The sequence below is a fragment of the Hymenobacter aerophilus DSM 13606 genome, from assembly GCF_000382225.1.
Taxonomy (GTDB): domain Bacteria; phylum Bacteroidota; class Bacteroidia; order Cytophagales; family Hymenobacteraceae; genus Hymenobacter; species Hymenobacter aerophilus.
Genome location: NZ_KB907813.1, coordinates 1 through 19,998, shown reverse-complemented (window position 1 = coordinate 19,998; position 19,998 = coordinate 1). Strand labels below are relative to the sequence as shown.

The window sequence follows — 19,998 nt, the reverse complement described above, 5'->3', positions numbered from 1 at the left end:
GAATGCTCAGGATGACAGGCGGCTTCGTAGCTCCCTAATCCCTAATCCCTAATCCCCCATAAAATGACCGATTCCTACCTGCGCAACCTGGGCTTTGCCAGCACCGACGAAACCCAAGGCAGCCATCCGCCCTTCGAGCAGAACTGGCGCTACCAGCACGAAAACCAGGCCCTTGATGGGGCCCGGCTCTACGCCGAGCATCCGCTGGGCATTGCCGCCTGCCGCCTGAGCGCGCTGGCGGCCCCACTGGCCGCCGCCGACGTGTGGGCCAGCGTGGCGCTGGACGACCGGCCCGCGCTGGAAGCCGCCGTAGCCTCGTTTTACGCGGCGCACGGCGGCAAAGGCGCCGTGGTGCCGCCGCTGGTGCCCCACCTGTTTCGGCCCTTCCGCCGGCTGGAGTAGCCCGGCCGCTTTTACTTTTATCCCTCAACCCTCGCATCATCAATGGACCAGGACCTGCAACTCAGCTTAGCCAACAACGCCAAAGAATGGCTGGCACTTTCGCTCTCCATCTCGTCGGCCGAAAAGCTGGCCTTCGACAAAATCCACGACGGTTTTTTTACCATGTACGGGGCCGATTTCATGACCCACGTGTACCGCATGACCTTCGAGCGGGCCCTGCAGCAGCTGCCGGAAGTGGAGCGCGAAAAGCTGCTGCGCTCGTTTAAGGCCGCGATGGATAAGGCCATCGATGAGCATTATTCGCGGCTGTAAGGCGGGCTGTTGCTCTTTGTGATGAGCAGGTAAAAGGCGGGTTCCCTTCCTTGTCCGAGGAGGGGAACCCGCCTTTTACCTGCTCATCGAACCTGCCGCTAGTTGCCAGTCGTGGGTTATTCTATTCGAACACGATGGTTTTGTTGCGGTGGATGCAGACTTGCTCGCGGCAGACCAGGGTGAGGGCGCGGGCCAGGGTCAGCTTTTCGCCGTCGCGGCCGGCCTGGGCCATGTCGCGGGCGCTTTGGGTGTGGTCGGTGGGGATGACGCTTTGGGCGATGATGGGGCCCTGGTCGAGCTGGTCGGTGACGAAATGGGCGGTGGCGCCGATGCTTTTGACGCCCCGCTCGTAGGCCTGGGCGTAGGGGCTGGCCCCGATGAAGGCCGGCAGGAAGCTGTGGTGGATGTTGATGAGGCGGGCGGGGAAGTGGGCCACGAACTCGGGCGAGAGAATGCGCATGTAGCGGGCCAGCACCACAAATTCGGGCTGGTAGGCGTCAATCTGGGCCATGACGGCGGCCTCGTGGGCCTCGCGGCTCAGGCCCTCGGCGCTGAGGTGGTGGTAGGGCACGTCGAGGCGCTCGGTGATGGGGCGCAGGTTGTCGTGGTTGCTGATGACGGCCAGGATGCGGGCGTGCAGCTGCCCGAAAAAGTGGCGCACCAGCAGCTCGGAAAGGCAGTGATGCTCGCGGGTGGCCAGCACCACGATGGGCCGGGGCTCGTCGTTGCGCAGGCGGATGGTGGCCGTGGGCGGGAGGGCGGCCTGCAGGTCGCGGGTGAGGGCGGCCGGGTCGCAGGGGCCGTCGAACTCGGTGCGCATGAAGAAGTGGCGGTCGTGGGGCTCGACGAACTCGCCGTTGCGCAGGATGTTGAGGCCGTGGCGGAAGAGCACCTCGGAGGTGCGGAAAACGAGGCCAGGCTCGTCGGGGCAGTCAATCAGCAGGTAGTAAATCATAGGGGAAAACCGGAAAGCGGGGCCGCAAGATTAGGCATTCGCGGGCAGAGTTGGGCGGCTGGGGCTACGGCCGGGCTTCGCAACGCGGGCCCCCGGTTTGTGCGTAAGCAGGGTATTCACTTTTCAACTTTACCTAGCATGTTAGACAACGAAACCAACCTGAGCCGCCGCCGGGCCGTGGGCGGCCTGGGCGCCGCCGGCCTGGCCATGGCCGCCGGGCCGCTGCTGGCCGCCGATGCCGCCGCCGGCGGTGGTGGGGCCGCTACGCCGGCCGCCGAGCCGCTGCAGAACCCGCTCACCAAGTATCCGCGCCCGCCCTTCAAGAAGCAGGAAACGCCCTGGCCGGGGCTGGCTTCCAAAATGGACCCGCTGCCCGACCACGGCGAAAAGAGCTACAAAGGCTCGGGCCGCCTGAAGGGCCGCCGGGCCCTGATTACGGGCGGCGACTCGGGCATGGGCCGCGCCGCCGCCATTGCCTACGCCCGCGAAGGCGCCGATGTGGCCATCAACTACCTGCCCGCCGAGGAAGAAGACGCCCGGCAGGTGATTGAGCTGATTAAGAAGGCCGGCCAGAAAGCAGTAGCCATTCCGGGCGACATCCGGGAGGAAGAATTTTGCAAGAAGCTGGTGGCCGAAGCCGTGCGCCAGCTCGGCGGGCTGGATATCGTGGTGAGCAACGCCGGCCGGCAGCAGCAGCGCCAGTCGATTCTGGACCTGAGCACCGAGGATTTCGACGCCACGATGAAGACCAACATCTACGCGCCGTTCTGGATTATCAAGGCCGCGCTGCCCCACCTGCAACCGGGCTCGTGCATCATCGGCACCACCTCGGAGCAGGCCAACGACCCCTCGCCCAACCTCTATGACTACGCCCAGACCAAGGCGGCCACCACCAACTATGTGCGCAGCCTGGCCAAGCAGCTGGCCCCGAAAGGCATCCGCGTCAACGGCGTGGCCCCTGGCCCCATCTGGACGCCGCTGCAAACCAGCGGCGGCGCCACCCAGGAGGATTTGGTGAAGTTCGGCGCCAAAACCCCGATGGGCCGCCCCGGCCAGCCGGCCGAGCTGGCCTCCATCTACGTGCAGCTGGCCGACCCCGGCGCGAGCTACGCCACCGGCCAGGTGTACGGGGCGATGGGCGGCAACGGCACGCCGTAAGGACCTCACCCCCCGGCCCCCTCTCCTCCGGGAGAGGGGGAGCCTAACGATTTCTTGGGAATAGGAACGCCCCGTCGCGGTTGCGGCGGGGCGTTTTTCGTTACCTTTCGTTATCCGCTGATTTACTTATGAAGCTGCCATGATGAATACTGCCGCCATCAACGAATACATCGGGCTGAACCCGCAGGTGCGGTTTGGGAAGCCCATTGTGAAAGGCACGCGCACGACCGTGGCCGAGGTGCTGGAGATGCTGGCCAACGGCATGAGCGCGGCCGATATTGCCGAGGACTTCCCGTCCATCGGGCCGGAGCAGGTACGGGCCTGCCTGCTGTATGCGGCCTACAAGGAAAGCGTGGTGTTGCTCGCGGTGGCCTGAAACCATGCGGCTGCTACTGGATGAGAATATTTCCTGGCGACTAGCTGCTTATTTGCGCCCGCATTGCACGGCCGTAGTACATGTCCGCGACCTGGGCCTGGATAGCAGCCCCGACACCAGCATCTGGCGTTACGCCCGGCAGCACGGCTACGATGTGCTGACCAAGGATGAGGATTTCCTGCGGTTGGTGCTGGCCGAGGGGTTCCCGCCCCGCGTGGTAGCCGTGCAGAATGCCCAGGTGCCGGTTGCCCGACTTGCGGAGTTCCTGTTGGCCCGGCTGCCGCAGCTACGTGAGTTTCTGGGGGAGCAGCAGGAGTTCGGGTTTGTGGTGTTGCGGGTTGAGTAATTTATGCGGAATCAGCCACTCAAATCACGATTCTTACTATTTACGTAGTTTGAGGCCACAGCTTCCAGAGGAGATAAAGGCCAAATACAAAGCTGCTGGCTCCGCCCAACATATTCTCATAATTACCCCAGGAAGAATTTACTGTTGTAGCTAAAACCACACGCTCTGGGTGCAGAGGGTCATAATAAACAGGGATTTCAGCACCGGCTAAATACAAACACTCATCATTAGAACCCTTGACAGAGAAAGCGGCGCTGTACGAACGCTCCTGCTCATCCTGATAGGTGACTTTGAAGTAGCTGATTTCTCTAATAATTTCTGCTTCTGTGATGAGGGCTGGAATAAGGACGCCCTGCGTCTGTAAGTAACGATTAAGCTCAAGCTGCCGCATACCATCCCGAAATAGCCAGAGGCCAGCCAGAATCATGAAGACGACGCTAACAAGAGCGGAAAGCAACCCGAAGTCCATACTGCATCAACTGTTCTTCAACACCTTCCGAATCCCCTCAACCCGCCCGGCGCCGGCCAGCTTCTCCAGTAGCTGGAGGAGCTGGCCGGCGCCGGGGTTGCGTGGTGTGGGCTGGGAGAGCGAGGGGGAGTGGGTTGCGCCCATAAGGATAATGAAAAAGGAGTAGTGTGCAGGCTCTGCGATGGTCGCAGTGATGCATCCTGCTCTTTTTTTTATCCTCATGCTCACACAAAAAATTGCCGTTCACCAACTCACTTCCGCGGAGCGGGAGGCGCTGAGCCAGCAGCTGTATCCGCTGCAGGACCAGCTATTTACCGGGGTCGATTACCACACGTTTCGCCACTACGTGGTGGATTCGACGGCCTGGAGAACCTGGCTATACCTGCAGCACTCCGAGCAGGGGGAGCTGATTGGCTACCTGGCCCTGCACACCTTCCGGCGGGTTATTGGCGGGAAGCGTCGGCAAATCTTCCGGATGGAAACCGGCAAGCTGCCGGCCTACCGCGGCAAAGACCTGACGATACTGCGGGCGATGGGCCGCATGCTGCTGCATAGCCTGTCGGGGCTGCGCTACGAAAGCTTTTTTTTTGCCTGCATGGTGTACCCGTCGTCGTACGCGCTGGCCGCCAAGTATGCCCCGCGCGTGTGGCCGGCCTACACGCACCCCACGCCCGACGATAAAGCTGCGTTGCTGGACGAGCTGGCGGAAAGCTTCCAGCTGCCACCCGTGGCGGCCGGCCAGCCCCTGGTGCGCCAGGTGGGCTGGATAACGCGCGAAAGCAGCCAGCGTATGCTATGGAACCCTGCTGTTAACCGGCATGCGGTGTATTTCACCCAACTGAACCCTACCTTCGGCCAGGGGCATGGGTTGCTCACGCTGGTGCCGGCTTCCGTGGGGCACATCTGCCAGGCCGTGGTGCGCTTCCTGCTGGGCCGTGGCAAGCGGTTGTTGCGTACGCATTAACGAAAGCGCTTTATCCACCCACCTGTGCCCAATTCTATGCGTTGCTTCGAGAATAGCGCGGGCTACATTGTCAATCATGGCCACTACATGCGCCTGGTCTGGCACCCGGGCGAGCGGGCCGACCCTGACATTATGGAGGTGCTAAACCGGCTGCTGGAGCTTGGGCAGCAGCTGGGCATCGACCGTTTGCTGGTAGATCAGGGGCTTATGAGCTCCAGCTCGGTTGAAGTGGAAGTGTGGTTTAAGTACGACTGGCTGAGCAGGGCCCGGCTGCAATTCGATTTTGGCGCCGCTGCCATCCTGTCGAGCCAGAATCTGCTGGTGCGCCTGGCCACCATGGGCATGTTGCGGCACTTGCTGGGCTGGGCCGGCACGTTTCAGATCCGCGTTTTTTCGACCGGACAGCAGCAGGCGGCCATTGCCTGGCTGACGCAGCACCGGCCCCAGGCCTAGCGCAACCGCCTGCCCGGTTCTGCTTTGGCGGCGCCCGGGCTTACCCAAAAGGCAAAAAGCGCCGACCATCAGGCCGGCGCTTTTTTTAGGCCAGAACCGAGGCCGGGCAGCAGGCCAAACACCCCAGGAAGGACGCGGTTTACCCCGACTACCCCGCACTACGCGCCCCGCAACGCCTCCCGAATCCCACTCAAACCGCCCGTAATGCCCTCCAGCTTTTCCAGTAGCTGCAGGAGCTGGCCGGCGCCGGAGTTGCGCAGGTTGGCCTGGTAGGTGGCTTTGATTTCCTGCCAGCGGACGGTTTCGGCGGGGGTGAGCCAGCCGAGCAGCTCGCGGAGCTTGAGCAGGTTGGCCTCGGTGGCGCTGGTCAGGGTTTGGGCCTCGCTGGCGTAGTGGGCGGCCAGCAGGTCGGTTATTTCCTGGTCGTTCATCACGGGGCGCACCTTTTCGGCCAGCTTGTTCATGTTGCGGTACGAGCCCTGGAGCTTGAAGGGCGGCTCGGTGCGGTAGGCGTCGGCCTGGGCGGCGCTGGCGATGTAGGCGGCGTTTACCCGGGCCACCACGTCGCGCAGGCGCAGTAGCTGGCGCAGCACGGCCACGTACTCGTTCAGCTCTTCGGGCGAGTGGTTGCCCTCGAAGGTGAGGCCCTCGGCCGAGCCGGCTTCGGCCAGGCGCAGCAGCACGGGTACGTCCTGGGGGCTTTGGGTAGCCAGGCGGGCGAGGGTGGGGTGGCTGGTGAGGGCGTTTTCGAGGTAGGAGAGGCGGAAAGCGGCCTCAGAGCCGGCCGTGAGGATGTCGCCCAGGTTGTAGATATCGGCGCGGTTGGCCAGCATGTCGGGTAGCTGGAATACGTCGCCGCTTTCGGTGTAGGGGTTGCCGGCCATCACCACGGCCACCTTGCGGCCCCGGAAGTCGTAGGTGCGGGGGCGGCCGCGGTACACGCCCTCAATCTGGCGCTGGGCGTCGCAGAGCGAGATGAACTTCTGCAAAAACTCGGGGTGGCAGTGCTGGATGTCGTCGACGTAAATCATCACGTTGTCGCCCATCTCGAAGGCCAGATTCAGCTTTTCCAGCTCCTGCCGCGCCCCGGCGTTGGGGGCCTGGGCCGGGTCGAGGCTGACGACCGCGTGGCCGATGGCCGGGCCGTTGATTTTCATAAAGATGAGCCCCAGGCGGTTGGCCACGTACTCCATGAGGGTGGTTTTGCCGTAGCCGGGGGGCGAAATCAGCAGCAGCAGGCCCATCAGGTCGGTGCGTTTGCCCTCGCCGGCCGTGCCAATCTGCTTGGCCAGGTTGGCCCCAATCAGCGGCAGATACACCTGGTCGATGAGCTGATTGCGCACGAACGAGGTGAGCACCCGGGGCCGGAAGCTCTCCAGCCGCAAGGCCGCCGTAGCCTCGGCCACCCGTTGCTTCTTCAGCGCCTGGAAGGCCTCGAACTGCGGCACCGTGCGCTGGTCGTAGCGGAGCAGCCGGCGGCGGAAGGCGGGGAAATCGAGGTGGTAGCTGGTGCCGTCGAGGCGCGGGTGGGAGCCCTGGAAGCCGGTGAGGGTTTCGCGGGTGGGCGTGGGCACGATGCGGGCGGCGTCGAAGGCGTCGGTGAGCAGGAGCAGGGCCACCTCACCCCCCGGCCCCCTCTCCTCGGGGAGAGGGGGAGCCTGACGATTGGTATCGTCGGACTCTTTTGGAGTTTCAGTTTTGGTTGTTTGCTCTTCGTTGTTTGAGGCGGAGGCCGAGCCGTCGGCTGACGACTGGCTCCCCCCTCTCCCCGAGGAGAGGGGGGCCGGGGGGGTGAGGTGCACCGCCTGCACCCACTGCCGCACCAGCGCAAACTGCGCCACCGGCTGCCCGGCCAGCGCGGCCACCGACTGCCCGAACAGCTCGGCGGCGCGCCGCTCCTGGAGCTGCTGCCGGAACTGGCGGTACAGGTCGGCGGCCTCCTGGGAAATAGGGAATTCGTTTTTGGTTGTTGGTTTTTGGTTGTTGGTATCGGGTGGGTTTTTAGCGTCTTTCTTCTTGGCTTTGGCTGGCTCGGGAAGGTCAATCAGCTCGGCAGGAAGCCCATTTTTAATGTTCAATTCTTCATTTTTAATCAACGAAGCAAACAAAAACTCCCCTGCTTCCTGCACTTCATCTAGGGTGAAAAGGCCGGTTTGGTGGGCGAACTGCTCGACGGCGGTTTGCAGCTCGGTTTGCAGGGCGTCGAACTGGCGCGAGTCGGGGAAGACCTGGAGCAGCGTGCTGATGCCCTGCAGCTGGCGCTGCCAGTGGGCGCGCTGTTTGGGGTCGCAGAAGCGGAGCCAGAACAGGGCGGCGGCGGTGCGCGTGTCGGCGGGGTAGCGCAGCAGGTCGGCGGTGCGGGTGAGGCGCACCAGGGCCACCAGCAACCTGGCCGCGTCGTGGTCGTGCACGCCCTTGAGGTAGCCCTCGGCGAAGCGCGGGGCCATAAACTGCTGCACGTAGGCCAGCAGCTCGGCCTCGTTCAGGCGGGCCAGCTCGGGCACGCTCAGCACGGCGGTACGGCCGGCTTCGGGGTCGGCGGGCGTGGGGTGGTGGGCGGCTTGCAGGATGCGCCAGGCCAGGAACTCGGCTCGGTACACGTCGGGGCTTTCCGATACCACCGTCTGGTCCCAGACCGGACGGGCGGCCAGCAGGGCTTCATCCTCAATGGGCTGGAAGAAATTGGTGCCGGTAAGGTGGTAGAACAGGGCATCGTCGCGCTGCACCACGGTCAGCTCCAGCGGCTGGGTGTTCACGGTGAAGGCGTAGGGGCCAAACTTGATGGTCTGGCCGCCGTCGGCGTAGAGGTCGGCCCGGTCGCGGAGCTGGCGCACGGCGTTTTCGCGCAGGGTTTTCAGGCGGCTCTGCACGTCGTCGGCCTTCACCGGGTCGCCCAGCTCCAGCAGCTCGCGGGCAGTCTGGCGCACCTTTTCCACCATCAAATCCGAAGCGAAGTAGCCCCCGATATCGGCCACCGATTCGAGGCGGGCCAGGCGGCTCTGCACGGCCTTCAGCAGGCGCTCGGCGCTTTGCAGCAGGGCCGAGGCGCGCTGGTTGCGGGCGGCTACCAGGGCCACCTTCTTGGCCTCGAAGGCTTCGACTACCTGCTCGCGGCGGGTGGTGAGTTGCTCGATAAACTGGTCGAAGTCGGGGAAGCGGCCTTCCAGCTCTTCGAGCTGCACCATGAGCTTGGTGAGGTACTCGTCGCACTTGGCGGGCGTGTCGGCCAGGTCGAGGTAGTTGGTGAGGGCCTGCTCCAGCAGCTTGAGCTGGGCCGTGAATTCGGCCTGGGCCTCGGTGCCGGCCAGCGCCTGCCGCCGCCGCTTGAGCGCCGCCCGAATCTGGTTGAAGCGGGCGTACACCGTCGAAATCCGGTCGATGATGGCTGTGGTCTGGGTGGGGTCGGGGATGGGCAGGTTGCTCACCACCTCAATCAGCAGCTCCAGCTCCTGGGCCAGGGCGGTGGTTTCGCGCTCCCGCTCGTCGGCCTCCACGGTTTTGGCCACCTGCTCCACGCCATCGGATATAGCCTGCACGCGCTGCTCGTAGGGGGCCAGTGCGTCGTCGCGCAGCAGGAATTCCACTGTCTGCTGGGCCACTTCCTGGCTGAGCGTTTCGAGGGCGGCGGCCTGTTCTTCCACGGCCGGCAGCTCCACGTAGCGCAGCTCCTTGAGCGCCACCACGGCCCCGCGCACGGCCCGCAACTCGCCCAGCAGCCGCACGAAGCCCGTCACGTCGTCGGGGGCTTCGCGGCGGATGCGGTCGGTGAGCTCGGCGGCCTGGCCCAACACCTGCTGGGTTTGCTCGGCGGTGCTTTTGCGGATGGCGCGCACCTTCTCGAACTCCTCGACGGCGGCCGTGGCGGCCTGGCGGATGTCGGCCAGCGGCGCGGCCAGGTCCTGGGCGGCGGGCTCGCGCAGCCAGTGGTAGGCGTCAGTGAGGGCCGTAGTCTGGCGGATGAGGTCGACGTAGAGGCCGGCGTAGGAATCGTCCTTGCCGGTGAGCGTCAGCACCTCCTGCACCTCGCTCATGGCCCGCACAATCTCCTTGTTGCCCAGCTTGTAAAGGTAAGAATCGGAGGTAACCGGCAGCTCGAAATCCGGCCCCGTGAAGGGCGTCTGCCAGATTTGCACGGCGTGGTGCTTCTTGGGCTCCTCGTCGGTGCGGAAGTAGCACAGCTCCCCGTTCTCAAACACCGCGTAGCCGTGGCACACGATGGGGTTATCCACGCGCTGGGCGATGCGGTTGTAGCTCAGCAGCAGGTACAGGCCGCTTTCCTTGTTATAGAACACGTACAGGAAATCCTCCCCGTTGGGCGAGGCCAGGCGCTTCTCGAACAGCATGTCGCGCAGGCCGTTGTCGAACAGCTTGTTGTCGCCGGTCTGCAAATAGAAGCCGTGCGGGAAAATCAGGCCCTGGCCGTCGGGCAGCAGCACGCAGGCATCGGCCAGCGCATCGAGCCGCTGGGCCTTTTTGAGCTTGTAGTTGAAGATGAAGTAGCGGTACTGTTGCTCCTGGTAGGGCCGGATTTTGAGCAGTACCAGGTTGCCCACCACCGCGTAGTAGATTTCCGAGTCGTCGAGGGTCTGGTCCTTGTCATCCACCGGCTCGCTGAGGATGCCTTTGCCGGAGGCGGTGTTGTTCTCCACCTTGATGGTGAGGTCGCCGCCCACGGTTTCCACAAACACCTTGTCCTCGATGCTGATGTGCGGGTGCTTGCCGCCGCGCTGCATGTCGCGGGTGGCGCGCTGCCAGGCAAACTCGTGCTGGGGCGGAAACGTGTACTCGTGGTCGGAGCGGTTGTCGATATACGTCAGCGTCTCGCCCTGCATGAGCCACTTAAACGTCTTCACATCCGAGGCGCCCTTGCCGATGCGGAACACCATGAACAGGTGCGGCCCCAGCACGGCGAACTTCACGAACTGGGTGTTCTTGTAGTAGCGGTACAGGTTGCGGAACTCCTCCAGAAACGTGGGGTGCCCCAGCAGCTCCAGCCCCAGCGGCCGGAAGTCGTGGTCCTGGTACGCGTACACGCCAAATACGTCGGCTAAATCGGGCTCCGCCTTCAGGCCCAGCACCACGTTGTAGCCGAAAATGAACTGCTTGCCAATGGGCACCAGGTCCCAGGCCACGCAGTTGTACTCGGTGGTAATGCGCCCGGTGCCAATCAGCCGCGTATCGACGGCCCCAAATACCTCCTTGCGCTCGGCATTGAGGACGTTCAGGCGCTGGCGCAGCTCGTCGCTGCTGGCGTGCAGGCGGTTGCGCAGGATTTCGTAGGTGCCGGTTTCGAGTTGTTCCATGTGGCGGACCCCACCCCCCGGCCCCCTCCCCTCCGGGAGAGGGGGTGCGTTCAACGAATCCTTTTGAACTCGCGTCAGGCTCCCCCTCTCCCGGAGGGGAGGGGGCCGGGGGGTGGGGTGAGGATTAGGTAGATGGCCGCGCCGCTAAGTGCGCTGAAATAGTTTGCAAAACATGCGCCGTCTGGTGCAGCACTTCATCGTTGGTAAACCGCAGTATCCTGTAGCCGGCCTGCTCTAATTCGTGGGTGCGGCCCCGGTCGTATTCGGCCTGGCCGGCTTCGGCGTGGACGCTGCCATCTACTTCGACTACCAGCCCGGTTTCCAGGCACACAAAATCCACGATGAACTTGAGAATGGCGTGTTGGCGACGAAACCGGACGCCCAGTTTATTACTGCGTAGTTGCTGCCAGAGGTGGTTTTCGGCTTCGGTAGGCTGCTTGCGGTTGGTGCGGGCGTTTTCCTTGAGCGCGAAATTCCAGCGGTTAGCGTCGGTGGTGTACATGCGGTAGGGCTCGTGCACTTCCGACACCTCACCCCCCGGCCCCCTCTCCTCAGGGAGAGGGGGAGCCTGACGATTGTCGTTAAACGACTTTTTGGGTAGTTCTTCGTCCTCCAGATTCTCGTTGGCTGTCATGAGTATCAAGACAAGAAGTAGGGTGGATTTCGTGCTGACGTCAGGCTCCCCCTCTCCCTGAGGAGAGGGGGCCGGGGGGTGAGGTGCTACATCAACCCCCGCACCGGCGCCTCCCCAATGCCCAACGCTTTAGCGGTGCTGGTAAGCTGCTTGATGGTGCTTCGCGTAGCGTCGTCGTTGGCCTGGCTCATGAGCTTGAGCAGCAGCGCCGAGACGCTCAGGTTCTTTAGGTCGTCGGAGTTCAGGCCGAACTGGTCGATGAAGCGGCGCAGGTTGGTTTTGAAGTCGCCGCCGCCGTCCTCGCCGAAGAAGGTGTTTTGCACGGTGCTCAGCACTTCGGAATTGTGCACGGCGCGGTCGACCATTTTGCCTTTCGTAATCGAGCCGATAATCTGGTCGAAGAACATGGTTTCGCCGCCCACGATGTCGATTTTGGCGGCTTTGAGGGCCTCGCCGATAACCTCGGCCTGGGAGGCGGCAATGTCTTTCTGAATGCTGATTTGGGCCAGCTCGATGGACTTCTCCTTGTCGAGGCGCAGCTTGAATTCCTCGTGGTCTTTGCCTACGCCGTCGAGCTTGCGCATGGCGTCGGCCTTGGCCTCGATGCCCTTGGCCTCCACGGCGTATTTCTGCTCCGATACGGCGGCTTCGGCCAGGCCCTTTTTCTGGTCGGCATCAGCCTTGGCCTGGATGATGTCGGCGTCGGCCAAGCCTTTTTCGCGGTTTACCCGGGCGGCTACCAAGCCCAACTTCTCGTCGGCTTCGGCCTGGGCGCCGGCTTTCACCTGAATGCCCTGGGCCTCGGCCTGCGCCTTGGCCTGCATCACCTGGGCTTCCATCTCGCCTTCCTTCTGGCGGGCCACCGCTTTCGACTGCATCACCTGGGCTTCAGCTTCGCCCTCCTTCTGGCGGGCCGTGGCCTTGGCCTGCATCACCTGGGCCTCGGCCAGACCGATGGCGGCTTCCTTGCTGGCTTCGGCTTCGGCCAGCGTGCGGATGGCCTGGGCCTTGAACTCGGCGGCGGCCTTCTCGGCCTCGGCGTCGATGAGGGCCTGCTTGGCGCGGAACTCGGCGGCCTGCTTCTCCATATCGGCGCTGCTCACCATGCTTACCGTGGCGGCTTCGGCCTGCTGCTTGGCGGCCGTCACGGCTACCAGCTTATCGCGCTCGGAGAGGGCTTGGGCGCGGGTATCCTTGATTTTCTCCTCCTCGACCACCGTGGCTTTTTCTACCGTAATCCGCTCGCGGATAATAGTCTGGATGTTCTTCTTCTCTTCTTCCAGCGCCTTCTCCTTCTCGATTTGGGCCAGGGCCACAATCCGCTCCCGCTCGTTTATTTCGAGGGCTTTGGCCTGGGCCACGCGCTCGGTTTCCACGGCGTCGGTGCGCTCCTTGTTGCGCTCGGCCACCAGCACCTGCCGGTCGCGGTTCTGCTGGGCAATGCCCACTTCCTCCTCGGTGGCAATGCGGGCCTTCTCCGATTTCAGCAGTTCCTCCTGCTGCACCTTGGCCGACTCGGCATTCTCGCGGGCCCGGATGTTGGCCACCTCGCGCTTCTGCTTTTCCTGGTTTTCGACCAGCTGCTTTTCCAGCTCCAGGATGGTTTCCTGGGCCTCTACGTCCTGCTTCTTGATGGTTTTCTGCTTCTCGCGCTCAATCGAGTTGGCCTGGATTTTCTGCTCCGAAGTCAGGGCGATAATCTTCTTGATGCCTTCAGCGTCGAGGATGTTGTCCTGGTTGAGGGCCGTGAGGGGCGTCTGTTCCAGGTAGTCGATGGCGCAGTCGTCGAGCACGTAGCCGTTGAGGTCGGTGCCGATGATGGCCAGGATTTGCTGCTTGAACTGCTCGCGCGAGTTGTAGAGCTCAATAAAATCGAAGTGCTTGCCCACGGTTTTCAGCGCCTCCGAAAACTTGGCGTCGAACAGGTTTTCCAGGGCCAGCGGGTCGGAGGCGCGGTGGGCGCCGATGCTCTGGGCCACGTTGATCACGTCGTCGTGGGTTTTATTCACCCGCACGAAGAAGTTCACCTTCACATCGGCCCGCAGGTTGTCTTTGCAAACCAGCCCCTCGGAGCCGGCGCGCTGAATGATGATGGTTTTGAGCTTGATGTCCATCACCTCCAGCTTGTGGAGCACGGGCACCACGATGATGCCGCTGAACGACACCTTGGTGTCGCCCATGCCGGTGCGCACCAGGGCCTCGCCCTGCACGGCTTTTTTGTACATGCGGGCGATAATGGCAATAAAGCCCAGCACGAAAACGGCGATGATGACGAGCACCACCAAAGAGAGTTGGTCTAACATGAAAGTAGGAAGTAGGAGTGTTTCGGAGAAGGAGGGATTATTGGGGACTTAGGATGACAGGGCTTTCTTCAGCCCCTCACGACAGCAGCCAATCGGCCAGCCAGTTGAAGAAGTCGGCCAGCAGGCCATCGAGCAGGGCGTCGCCGAGCCAGCGCAGGGCATTTTGCAACCAGTGAAGCAGCTCAGTCATGGCGGATGGCGGGGTTTAGTTGCAGCAGCGCGGCCAGGAAACCGGCGCGGTCGGCCGGCGAAATCATAATGGAGTTGTACTTGCCGTAGCGAATCTTGAGCCGGTCGAGCGAGAGGGCCGGGGAGCTAAGCGGATTGTGCGTGGGCAACACCGAAACGATGGCCGGCACCGGCACGCGCCACCGAAAAGGCCCCGACACGATGCGTAACTGCTGCTGCTGGGGCTGAATCTCATAATAAGTGCGGCGCAGCAGCCAGTAAAACAGTCCCAGCACCAGCATCATCGTCAGGACTTCCAGCCACGATTGCTCCAGGGCGGCGTAGATGCCGGAGCCAATCAACAGGGCAATGATCGGCCCGAACAGCCACCAACTCACCTTAGATGGGAAAACCTGTTTCATAGCGGTAGTAATTGGTCTATAGGGAATAAGTAATAATCGATTTCGTCAGACGTTCATCTCAAACGGCTCAACCAGGTAGCAGCGGTGCAGCTGGTCGTAGTCGATGATGAGGGCCGTGTCGCCCTTGCGCAGCTCGGCGCTGGCCGAGGCGGCGCGCACGTTGAGCATCAGCGGGGCGCCCTTGCGGAGCCGGACGCTGGCCTGGCCCAGCTGCTCGTGGGTGGCGGGCAGCAGCAGCGTGCACACCTTGCCCACCGGCGAGTTGGCCCCTTCCGACTCGACTTCCATGGCCGCAAACAGGCTCACGAAAGGCGTGGTAAGCACTTTGGCCACCAGCAGACTGCCCAGCAGCAGCGGCACGAGCAGCACCGCGCCCACCAGCAGGCTTTCGTTGCCCAGGTAGTAATTGGCCAGAATGCTGCCCACCCACCAGGGCAACACCACGAAGCTCACGAACACCATCAGCGGCACCCGGCCCAGGTTGAAAAAGCCCAGCACCGAGTTCACAAACGACGTTCCCGATTCGCCCGCGTGCCCGTGCGCCCCGGCGTGGGCGTCGGCGTGCACATCAGCATGCACATCGGCGTCGGTGTGCACGTCCAGGTCCAGCGACTTGAAGTCGAGCAAGCCCAGCATTACCGTCAGCCAGTACAGCAGCACGAATACCAGCACGCCCGTGGGCAGCAGATTAGCCGGCGCAACGGCCGCGTGGAGCAGTTCTTTCATCGGGAGGGCATTAGCGGCGGGAAGGTACGGGAATCGGGAGGCTGGCCAAAGGGGCCGGTAATTTTTGCGGGGCAGCTACGGCTGGTTCTGCTCGTTTTCCTGCTGGTTGCGACGGTAGCGCGCAAAGCCCGCCGCCAGAAAGCAGAACCCAAAAATCATCAGCGCCGGAGCCCAGCGCATATTTGCTCCCTCCATAAAGCGCAGGCCGGCACTGGCCAGCAGCAACAGGGTAGCCAAGGCGAAGAATAGATTGGGAGAGCGTATCATAAAGAAAGATGAAGCAAGGAGCGGAAGTAGCGGCAGCTAGCGGCCCGACTGGGCCTCCAGCTCCTCGATGCGCTGCCGCAGCCGGCGGTTGTAGCGGCTCTGGCCGTTGAATTCGAGCGCCGCACCTATCAGCATCAGAAAATAGGCCTGTTCCAGCTCGATGACGTGGGAAACCCGCGCCAACGCCGAGCCCAGAATGAGCGCAACACCAAAGTAGAATAAGAACTTTTCGAGGGTCGTCATGGCTCTGTTGAAAACGGGCTTTATGATTCGGAACTGCCCAGCTGCTTCTGCATGCCCAGCCGGGCCTTGAGCGCCAGCAAATCGGCCGAGGCCTGGCTGCTGCCGTCGGCGCCCAGGGCTTTGTCGATTTCCTGGTCCACCGACTTGCTTTCCTGGGCAATCTGGCCATACGATTCGGCCAGCGCCTCCTCGGTGGCAATCTTCTCTTTCATGCGCTCCAGCAAACTCACCGTGCCCGACGAATCGAGCTGGGCCATTTGCTGGTTGATGGTTTTGGTGGCCGTGCTCACCGTCACGCGGGCTTTCAGCGTCCGCAGCTCGTTGTCCCACTGCGAAATGGTTTGCTTGAGCTGCTGCACGTTCTGGTTGAGCGTGTTGGCCGAGGCCTCGAACTTTTCCTGATCCTGGCTGGCGCGGGTGGCCTGGGTTTCGTGCTGGGTTTTCCGGGTCAGCGACTCGGTGGCCAGGCGGTCGGCCTCGGCGGGTTCCAGCTCCTGGCGGTGGGCCTTTTGCAGCAGCAGCACGGCTTTGTTCTCGTAGTCGAGGGCTTTGCTGCGGGCCGTTTCGGCGTCGTTGCGGCTGCGGATGGCCAGCGCCTTCACTTCGGCCAGCGCGTGCAGAGCCTTGTCGAGATCCTCGCGCAGGTCGCGCAGGCCCTGCTCGGTCATTTTGATGGGGTCTTCGAGCTGATTGACGGCCGAATGGGCTTCGGCCTGCCCGATTTTGAAGATGCGGTTGAAGATATTCATGGCGGTTGGGGTTTGGAGGGGATGATGGGAATTACACTGCTGTCATCCTGAGCGCAGCGAAGGACCTATATAGAAGGTAGCAATTAATAGTAGCCTCTGTATAGGTCCTTCGCTACGCTCAGGATGACGGGGGGGCTACTAAGCGCCTGCTTTGGAGAACTCAATCAGCTCATCGCCAAACTCGCTGAGCACCAGGGCCAGCGAGTTGAGCACGGCTTCGAGGGCGGCGCGGTCGAGGAAATCGAGCTGGAGCGTGTCGCGGTAAATCACCCTCAGGCCCGACTCGTCGAGCACGAAGGCGCCGTGGATGATGTCGCGGTTTTTCTGGAGCAGGCGCTGGTAAACGGCGCAGTTGGGGGCGGGCAGCTCCAGCAGGTACTGCTCCATAATCAGCAGCGGCTCGCCGCAGCCCAGCACCAGGTTGTGGATGCCCAGCTCGGGCCGGCTGACCACCAGCAGGTCGGCGGCCTCGTCCTGATGATGGATGTCGAAGCCCAGCTCCAGCAGATAGGTGCGCAACAGGGTAAAGTGAGGAGAGGTCATAGCAGAGGCGGAGGGCTGAGAGGATGAAGAGGACAACTTAGGCAAATCGGGCGGATAACCGGCCCGGCAGGCCTAAGCATAAGTTGCGGCTCAAAATAGTAGCAGCGGGGTTGAATGGCTGGCGGGATTGTGGTAGCTTTACGATGCAATTGTAAACAAAGTTTTCTGAATGCTCAAAGTTTGAGCTGAAAATATTTTTCCAGTATGTCGTACGTTGGCAAGAACATCCGCAAGATAAGAACCGTCAAAAAGCTCAGTCAGGCCGCTTTTGCCGAGCTTTTTGGCCTCGCCCGGCCCAGTGTGGGCGCTTACGAGGAAGGACGGTCGGAGCCCAAGATGGAAACCCTGCTGCAGATTGCTCAGCATTTTGGCCTGTCAGTGGACCTGCTACTAACGAAAGAGCTGACCATAAACGAGCTCTACCGCTTCGATATTTTCAAGCCCCAGCAAGCAGCCCCGAGCCCGGCCGAAGCGCCCGCCCCCACGGCGCTGGCCGACCAGCGGCCCCAGCTGACGCCCTACGTGCCCCAGGCCCGGCTGCTCGAATACATCGTGCGCCACCACGACACGGCCTTTGTCGATGCGCTGCCGCCGCTCACGTTTCCGCACCAGCTGGGCCCCGCCACCCGCGCCTTCGACCTCAACGGCCCCGATATGGCGCCCACCCTGCGCCACCAGGATGTGCTGCTCTGCTGCCGCGTCGATAAGGCGCTGCCCCGCCTGCACAGCGGCCGCGTGTACGCCCTGCTCACGCCGAGCCGGCTGCTGGTGCGCCGCCTGCACGAGCAGCTGCCCGGCCAGCTGCTGCGCCTGCGCGCCGACAACCCCGACTACCCGTCCCAGGATTTCCACTTGCCCGACGCCCTCGAAATCTGGGAAGTCCACGGCAGCTTCAGCACCTACCTGCGCCGCCCGGCCCTGCTCGAAGAGCGCGTGGCCTCGCTCGAACAGCAGCTGGCGCAGCTGCAAAGCCGTCTGGATGGCACCCCGCCGCCCGCCGGCCTGTAGCGGGCCGGCGGCCTCCAGGGTGGTGCCGGGCCGGATAGGGGCAGAGCCGGGGTAAAAATAATATCTTGCCGGTGCGGCTTGCCTTTCCCCGGCCGCCCTTCCGCTATGCCCCATTCGGCCCTCCAGACTCCCGAACTCAACCTCGAAGCCACCTCTAAATCGGCCGAAACCGGCAGCCAGCCGGGCCGGCCCATGTACTACGAATACCAGCCCGAGGAAACGGTGCGGGCCCGGCACGGCTCCGAGCTGCGCTGTAAAACCTGGGAGGCCGAGGCCGCGCTGCGGATGCTGGAAAACAACCTTGACCCGGCCGTGAGCCTGGTGTACGACGAGTTGATTGTGTACGGCGGGGCCGGCCGCGCCGCCCGCAACTGGAAGGAGTACCAGACCATCGTGCGCACGCTCAAAAACCTGGCGCCCGATGAAACCATGCTGGTGCAGAGCGGCAAGGCCGTGGGCGTGCTCAAAACCTGGGCCCACGCCCCGCGCGTGCTCATCGCCAACTCCAACCTCGTGCCCGCCTGGAGCACCCAGGAGTACTTTGATGAGCTGGATAAGCTGGGCCTGATGATGTACGGGCAGATGACGGCCGGCTCCTGGATTTACATTGCCACCCAGGGGATTCTGCAGGGCACCTACGAAACCTTCGCCGCCGTAGCCGACCGCCACTTCGGCGGCACGCTGGCCGGCACCGTCACCGTAACGGCCGGCCTGGGCGGCATGAGCGGCGCGCAGCCGCTGGCCGTAACCATGAACGACGGCGTGTGCCTGGTAATCGAGCCCATTGACGAGCGGGTGAAGCAGAAGGTGCGCGAAGGCTACCTCGACGAGCAGGCCCGCAACCTCGACCACGCCCTGGAGCTGTGCGAGCAGTACCGCCAGCAGCGCCAGGGCTGGAGCATCGGCCTGACCGGCAACGCCGCCACGGTGCTGCCCGAGTTGCTGGAGCGCGGCTACAAAGCCGATATCGTCACCGACCAGACCTCGGCCCACGACCTGCTCGACTACATTCCCGAAGGCGACATTGAGGTGGTGCTGCAGCTGCGCAAAGACGACCCCGCGGAGTTCCGGCGGCAGGCGCTGGCCTCCATCATGAAGCACTGCCAGGCCATTATTGATCTGCAAACGGCCGGCGCCGTGGCCCTCGACTACGGCAACAACCTGCGCGGCCAGGCCGAAAAAGGCGGCCTGAAGGTGCGCGACGAGCAGGGCCAGTTCCTGTACCCTGGGTTCGTGCCCGCCTACATCCGGCCGCTGTTCTGCGAGGGCAAAGGCCCCTTTCGCTGGGCGGCCCTTTCGGGCGACCCCCAGGACATTCTGCGCATCGACCGCGCCCTGCTCGAAACCTTCCCCGATGACAAGCTGCTGGCCCGCTGGATAGCGAAAGCCCAGGCCAAGGTGCCGTTTATCGGGCTGCCGGCCCGCGTGTGCTGGCTGGGCTACGGCGAGCGGGAAAAGTTCGGCCTGGTCATCAACGACCTCGTGGCCCGGGGCGAAGTGTCGGCGCCCATCGTTATCGGCCGCGACCACCTCGACTGCGGCTCCGTGGCCTCGCCCAACCGCGAAACCGAAGGCATGAAGGACGGCTCCGACGCCGTGGCCGACTGGCCCCTGCTCAACGCGCTGGCCAACTGCGCCTCGGGCGCCGACTGGGTGAGCCTGCACAACGGCGGCGGCGTGGGCATTGGCAACTCCACCCACTCGGGCATGGTCATCGTAGCCACCGGCACCCCAGAAAAAGCCGAAAGATTGAAACGGGTGCTCACCACCGACCCCGGTATGGGTATCTTTCGCCACGCCGACGCCGGCTACGAACTGGCCCAGCAAGTAGCTCAGGAGCGCGGGGTGAAGATTCCAGGGAAATAAACTTTGATCAAACAGTGTTTGCGTTAGTCTTTTGTAGAATATTGGTTATATATAGCGGATTCGTGAACGGTTAGGCCTTTCTGGGTATCTAGCCGTATGCCCTATTATGCAACCTTACTCGCTTGATTTACGCACCCGGGTGGCCGCCGCCTGCCGCGAACCGAAAGCTCGCCAGACGCAGGTCGCCCAACGCTTCGGCGTGAGCCGCTCGTTCGTGCGCGACCTGTTACGACGTGAGCGGGAAACCGGCTCGCTGGCTCCTAAACCCGCTAGCGGGGGGCCTGCGCGCCTACTCTCGGCCGACGACCAGGCCTGGCTCGTGGCCTACGTG

The 19,998-nt window shown here is 63.1% G+C and carries 21 protein-coding genes; 10 read left to right on the top strand and 11 right to left on the bottom strand.

Annotation, left to right across the window (positions count from 1 at the left end; translation table 11 throughout):
* The first annotated feature begins 63 nt into the window (after window positions 1-63).
* A complete protein-coding gene (locus H145_RS0111560) occupies window positions 64-402 on the top strand; it encodes a hypothetical protein (RefSeq protein WP_019948311.1) in 339 nt (112 codons plus the stop codon).
* Window positions 403-444: 42 nt separating this feature from the next.
* The gene (locus H145_RS0111555; protein WP_019948310.1) at window positions 445-714 is read left to right on the top strand and encodes a hypothetical protein; all 270 of its coding nucleotides are present in this window, start codon (window positions 445-447) and stop codon (window positions 712-714) included.
* 121 nt (window positions 715-835) lie between these two features.
* Here H145_RS0111555 and purU read toward each other — a convergent pair whose 3' ends face one another.
* A complete protein-coding gene (purU, locus tag H145_RS0111550; protein WP_019948309.1) occupies window positions 836-1,669 on the bottom strand; it encodes a formyltetrahydrofolate deformylase in 834 nt (277 codons plus the stop codon).
* Between the two features lie 138 nt (window positions 1,670-1,807).
* Between purU and H145_RS0111545 the strand changes: the two genes are divergently transcribed.
* From H145_RS0111545 to H145_RS0111535, 3 genes are all read left to right on the top strand, one after another.
* Window positions 1,808-2,827, top strand: a complete 1,020-nt coding sequence (locus tag H145_RS0111545; RefSeq protein WP_019948308.1) for an SDR family oxidoreductase — start codon at window positions 1,808-1,810, stop codon at window positions 2,825-2,827.
* Between the two features lie 139 nt (window positions 2,828-2,966).
* Window positions 2,967-3,203: a DUF433 domain-containing protein gene (locus H145_RS0111540; protein WP_019948307.1), complete on the top strand. Its 237-nt coding sequence runs from the start codon at window positions 2,967-2,969 to the stop codon at window positions 3,201-3,203.
* Between the two features lie 4 nt (window positions 3,204-3,207).
* Window positions 3,208-3,549, top strand: a complete 342-nt coding sequence (locus H145_RS0111535; protein WP_026351451.1) for a DUF5615 family PIN-like protein — start codon at window positions 3,208-3,210, stop codon at window positions 3,547-3,549.
* A gap of 40 nt (window positions 3,550-3,589) precedes the next feature.
* On the opposite strand, the gene H145_RS0111530 is transcribed toward H145_RS0111535, so the two are convergent.
* On the bottom strand, window positions 3,590-4,018 hold the full coding sequence (locus H145_RS0111530; RefSeq protein ID WP_019948305.1) for a DUF3592 domain-containing protein: 429 nt from the start codon (window positions 4,016-4,018) through the stop codon (window positions 3,590-3,592).
* Between the two features lie 220 nt (window positions 4,019-4,238).
* Here H145_RS0111530 and H145_RS0111520 point away from each other — a divergent pair, with 220 nt between their 5' ends.
* Together H145_RS0111520 and H145_RS0111515 are read left to right on the top strand one after the other, a co-directional pair.
* On the top strand, window positions 4,239-4,982 hold the full coding sequence (locus H145_RS0111520; protein WP_019948303.1) for a hypothetical protein: 744 nt from the start codon (window positions 4,239-4,241) through the stop codon (window positions 4,980-4,982).
* 24 nt (window positions 4,983-5,006) lie between these two features.
* On the top strand, window positions 5,007-5,435 hold the full coding sequence (locus H145_RS0111515) for a SpoIIAA family protein (protein ID WP_157541485.1): 429 nt from the start codon (window positions 5,007-5,009) through the stop codon (window positions 5,433-5,435).
* 158 nt (window positions 5,436-5,593) lie between these two features.
* Here the strand turns inward: H145_RS0111515 and H145_RS21025 are convergent, their stop codons facing one another.
* From H145_RS21025 to H145_RS0111465, 9 genes are all read right to left on the bottom strand, one after another.
* Window positions 5,594-10,738 (bottom strand): DNA repair ATPase, encoded by a 5,145-nt coding sequence (locus H145_RS21025; protein ID WP_019948301.1) that lies wholly within the window; start codon window positions 10,736-10,738, stop codon window positions 5,594-5,596.
* A 124-nt stretch (window positions 10,739-10,862) separates the two neighbouring features.
* Window positions 10,863-11,372, bottom strand: coding sequence for an endonuclease domain-containing protein (locus H145_RS0111505; protein ID WP_157541483.1), 510 nt, complete (start codon window positions 11,370-11,372; stop codon window positions 10,863-10,865).
* 86 nt (window positions 11,373-11,458) lie between these two features.
* Complete coding sequence (locus H145_RS0111500) at window positions 11,459-13,675, bottom strand: flotillin family protein (RefSeq protein WP_026351450.1); 2,217 nt, start codon at window positions 13,673-13,675, stop codon at window positions 11,459-11,461.
* A gap of 182 nt (window positions 13,676-13,857) precedes the next feature.
* Window positions 13,858-14,265: a PH domain-containing protein gene (locus tag H145_RS0111490; protein WP_019948297.1), complete on the bottom strand. Its 408-nt coding sequence runs from the start codon at window positions 14,263-14,265 to the stop codon at window positions 13,858-13,860.
* Window positions 14,266-14,310: 45 nt separating this feature from the next.
* Window positions 14,311-14,991 (bottom strand): OB-fold-containig protein, encoded by a 681-nt coding sequence (locus tag H145_RS0111485; RefSeq protein WP_019948296.1) that lies wholly within the window; start codon window positions 14,989-14,991, stop codon window positions 14,311-14,313.
* Between the two features lie 75 nt (window positions 14,992-15,066).
* Window positions 15,067-15,258 carry a hypothetical protein gene (locus H145_RS24165; protein WP_157541481.1) on the bottom strand — a complete coding sequence of 64 codons (192 nt, stop codon included), beginning with the start codon at window positions 15,256-15,258 and terminating at the stop codon, window positions 15,067-15,069.
* A 36-nt stretch (window positions 15,259-15,294) separates the two neighbouring features.
* Window positions 15,295-15,501, bottom strand: a complete 207-nt coding sequence (locus tag H145_RS0111475; RefSeq protein WP_019948294.1) for a hypothetical protein — start codon at window positions 15,499-15,501, stop codon at window positions 15,295-15,297.
* Between the two features lie 20 nt (window positions 15,502-15,521).
* Window positions 15,522-16,250 (bottom strand): PspA/IM30 family protein, encoded by a 729-nt coding sequence (locus H145_RS0111470; protein ID WP_019948293.1) that lies wholly within the window; start codon window positions 16,248-16,250, stop codon window positions 15,522-15,524.
* A gap of 138 nt (window positions 16,251-16,388) precedes the next feature.
* A complete protein-coding gene (locus tag H145_RS0111465; RefSeq protein WP_026351448.1) occupies window positions 16,389-16,793 on the bottom strand; it encodes a YbjN domain-containing protein in 405 nt (134 codons plus the stop codon).
* Window positions 16,794-16,997: 204 nt separating this feature from the next.
* Between H145_RS0111465 and H145_RS24635 the strand changes: the two genes are divergently transcribed.
* From H145_RS24635 to H145_RS0111450, 3 genes are all read left to right on the top strand, one after another.
* The gene (locus tag H145_RS24635) at window positions 16,998-17,801 is read left to right on the top strand and encodes an XRE family transcriptional regulator (protein ID WP_019948291.1); all 804 of its coding nucleotides are present in this window, start codon (window positions 16,998-17,000) and stop codon (window positions 17,799-17,801) included.
* Between the two features lie 105 nt (window positions 17,802-17,906).
* On the top strand, window positions 17,907-19,667 hold the full coding sequence (gene hutU / locus H145_RS0111455) for a urocanate hydratase (protein ID WP_019948290.1): 1,761 nt from the start codon (window positions 17,907-17,909) through the stop codon (window positions 19,665-19,667).
* A gap of 106 nt (window positions 19,668-19,773) precedes the next feature.
* The coding region (locus H145_RS0111450; RefSeq protein ID WP_019948289.1) for a helix-turn-helix domain-containing protein at window positions 19,774-19,998 on the top strand (225 nt) is incomplete at its 3' end.

Coding starts and splice junctions, on each gene's coding strand:
- H145_RS0111560 (WP_019948311.1), top strand. CDS start 64: ATGACCGATTCCTACCTGCGCAACCTGGGCTTTGCCAGCACCGACGAA.
- H145_RS0111555 (WP_019948310.1), top strand. CDS start 445: ATGGACCAGGACCTGCAACTCAGCTTAGCCAACAACGCCAAAGAATGG.
- purU (WP_019948309.1), bottom strand. CDS start 1,669: ATGATTTACTACCTGCTGATTGACTGCCCCGACGAGCCTGGCCTCGTT.
- H145_RS0111545 (WP_019948308.1), top strand. CDS start 1,808: ATGTTAGACAACGAAACCAACCTGAGCCGCCGCCGGGCCGTGGGCGGC.
- H145_RS0111540 (WP_019948307.1), top strand. CDS start 2,967: ATGATGAATACTGCCGCCATCAACGAATACATCGGGCTGAACCCGCAG.
- H145_RS0111535 (WP_026351451.1), top strand. CDS start 3,208: ATGCGGCTGCTACTGGATGAGAATATTTCCTGGCGACTAGCTGCTTAT.
- H145_RS0111530 (WP_019948305.1), bottom strand. CDS start 4,018: ATGGACTTCGGGTTGCTTTCCGCTCTTGTTAGCGTCGTCTTCATGATT.
- H145_RS0111520 (WP_019948303.1), top strand. CDS start 4,239: ATGCTCACACAAAAAATTGCCGTTCACCAACTCACTTCCGCGGAGCGG.
- H145_RS21025 (WP_019948301.1), bottom strand. CDS start 10,738: ATGGAACAACTCGAAACCGGCACCTACGAAATCCTGCGCAACCGCCTG.
- H145_RS0111505 (WP_157541483.1), bottom strand. CDS start 11,372: ATGACAGCCAACGAGAATCTGGAGGACGAAGAACTACCCAAAAAGTCG.
- H145_RS0111500 (WP_026351450.1), bottom strand. CDS start 13,675: ATGTTAGACCAACTCTCTTTGGTGGTGCTCGTCATCATCGCCGTTTTC.
- H145_RS0111490 (WP_019948297.1), bottom strand. CDS start 14,265: ATGAAACAGGTTTTCCCATCTAAGGTGAGTTGGTGGCTGTTCGGGCCG.
- H145_RS0111485 (WP_019948296.1), bottom strand. CDS start 14,991: ATGAAAGAACTGCTCCACGCGGCCGTTGCGCCGGCTAATCTGCTGCCC.
- H145_RS24165 (WP_157541481.1), bottom strand. CDS start 15,258: ATGATACGCTCTCCCAATCTATTCTTCGCCTTGGCTACCCTGTTGCTG.
- H145_RS0111475 (WP_019948294.1), bottom strand. CDS start 15,501: ATGACGACCCTCGAAAAGTTCTTATTCTACTTTGGTGTTGCGCTCATT.
- H145_RS0111470 (WP_019948293.1), bottom strand. CDS start 16,250: ATGAATATCTTCAACCGCATCTTCAAAATCGGGCAGGCCGAAGCCCAT.
- H145_RS0111465 (WP_026351448.1), bottom strand. CDS start 16,793: ATGACCTCTCCTCACTTTACCCTGTTGCGCACCTATCTGCTGGAGCTG.
- H145_RS24635 (WP_019948291.1), top strand. CDS start 16,998: ATGTCGTACGTTGGCAAGAACATCCGCAAGATAAGAACCGTCAAAAAG.
- hutU (WP_019948290.1), top strand. CDS start 17,907: ATGCCCCATTCGGCCCTCCAGACTCCCGAACTCAACCTCGAAGCCACC.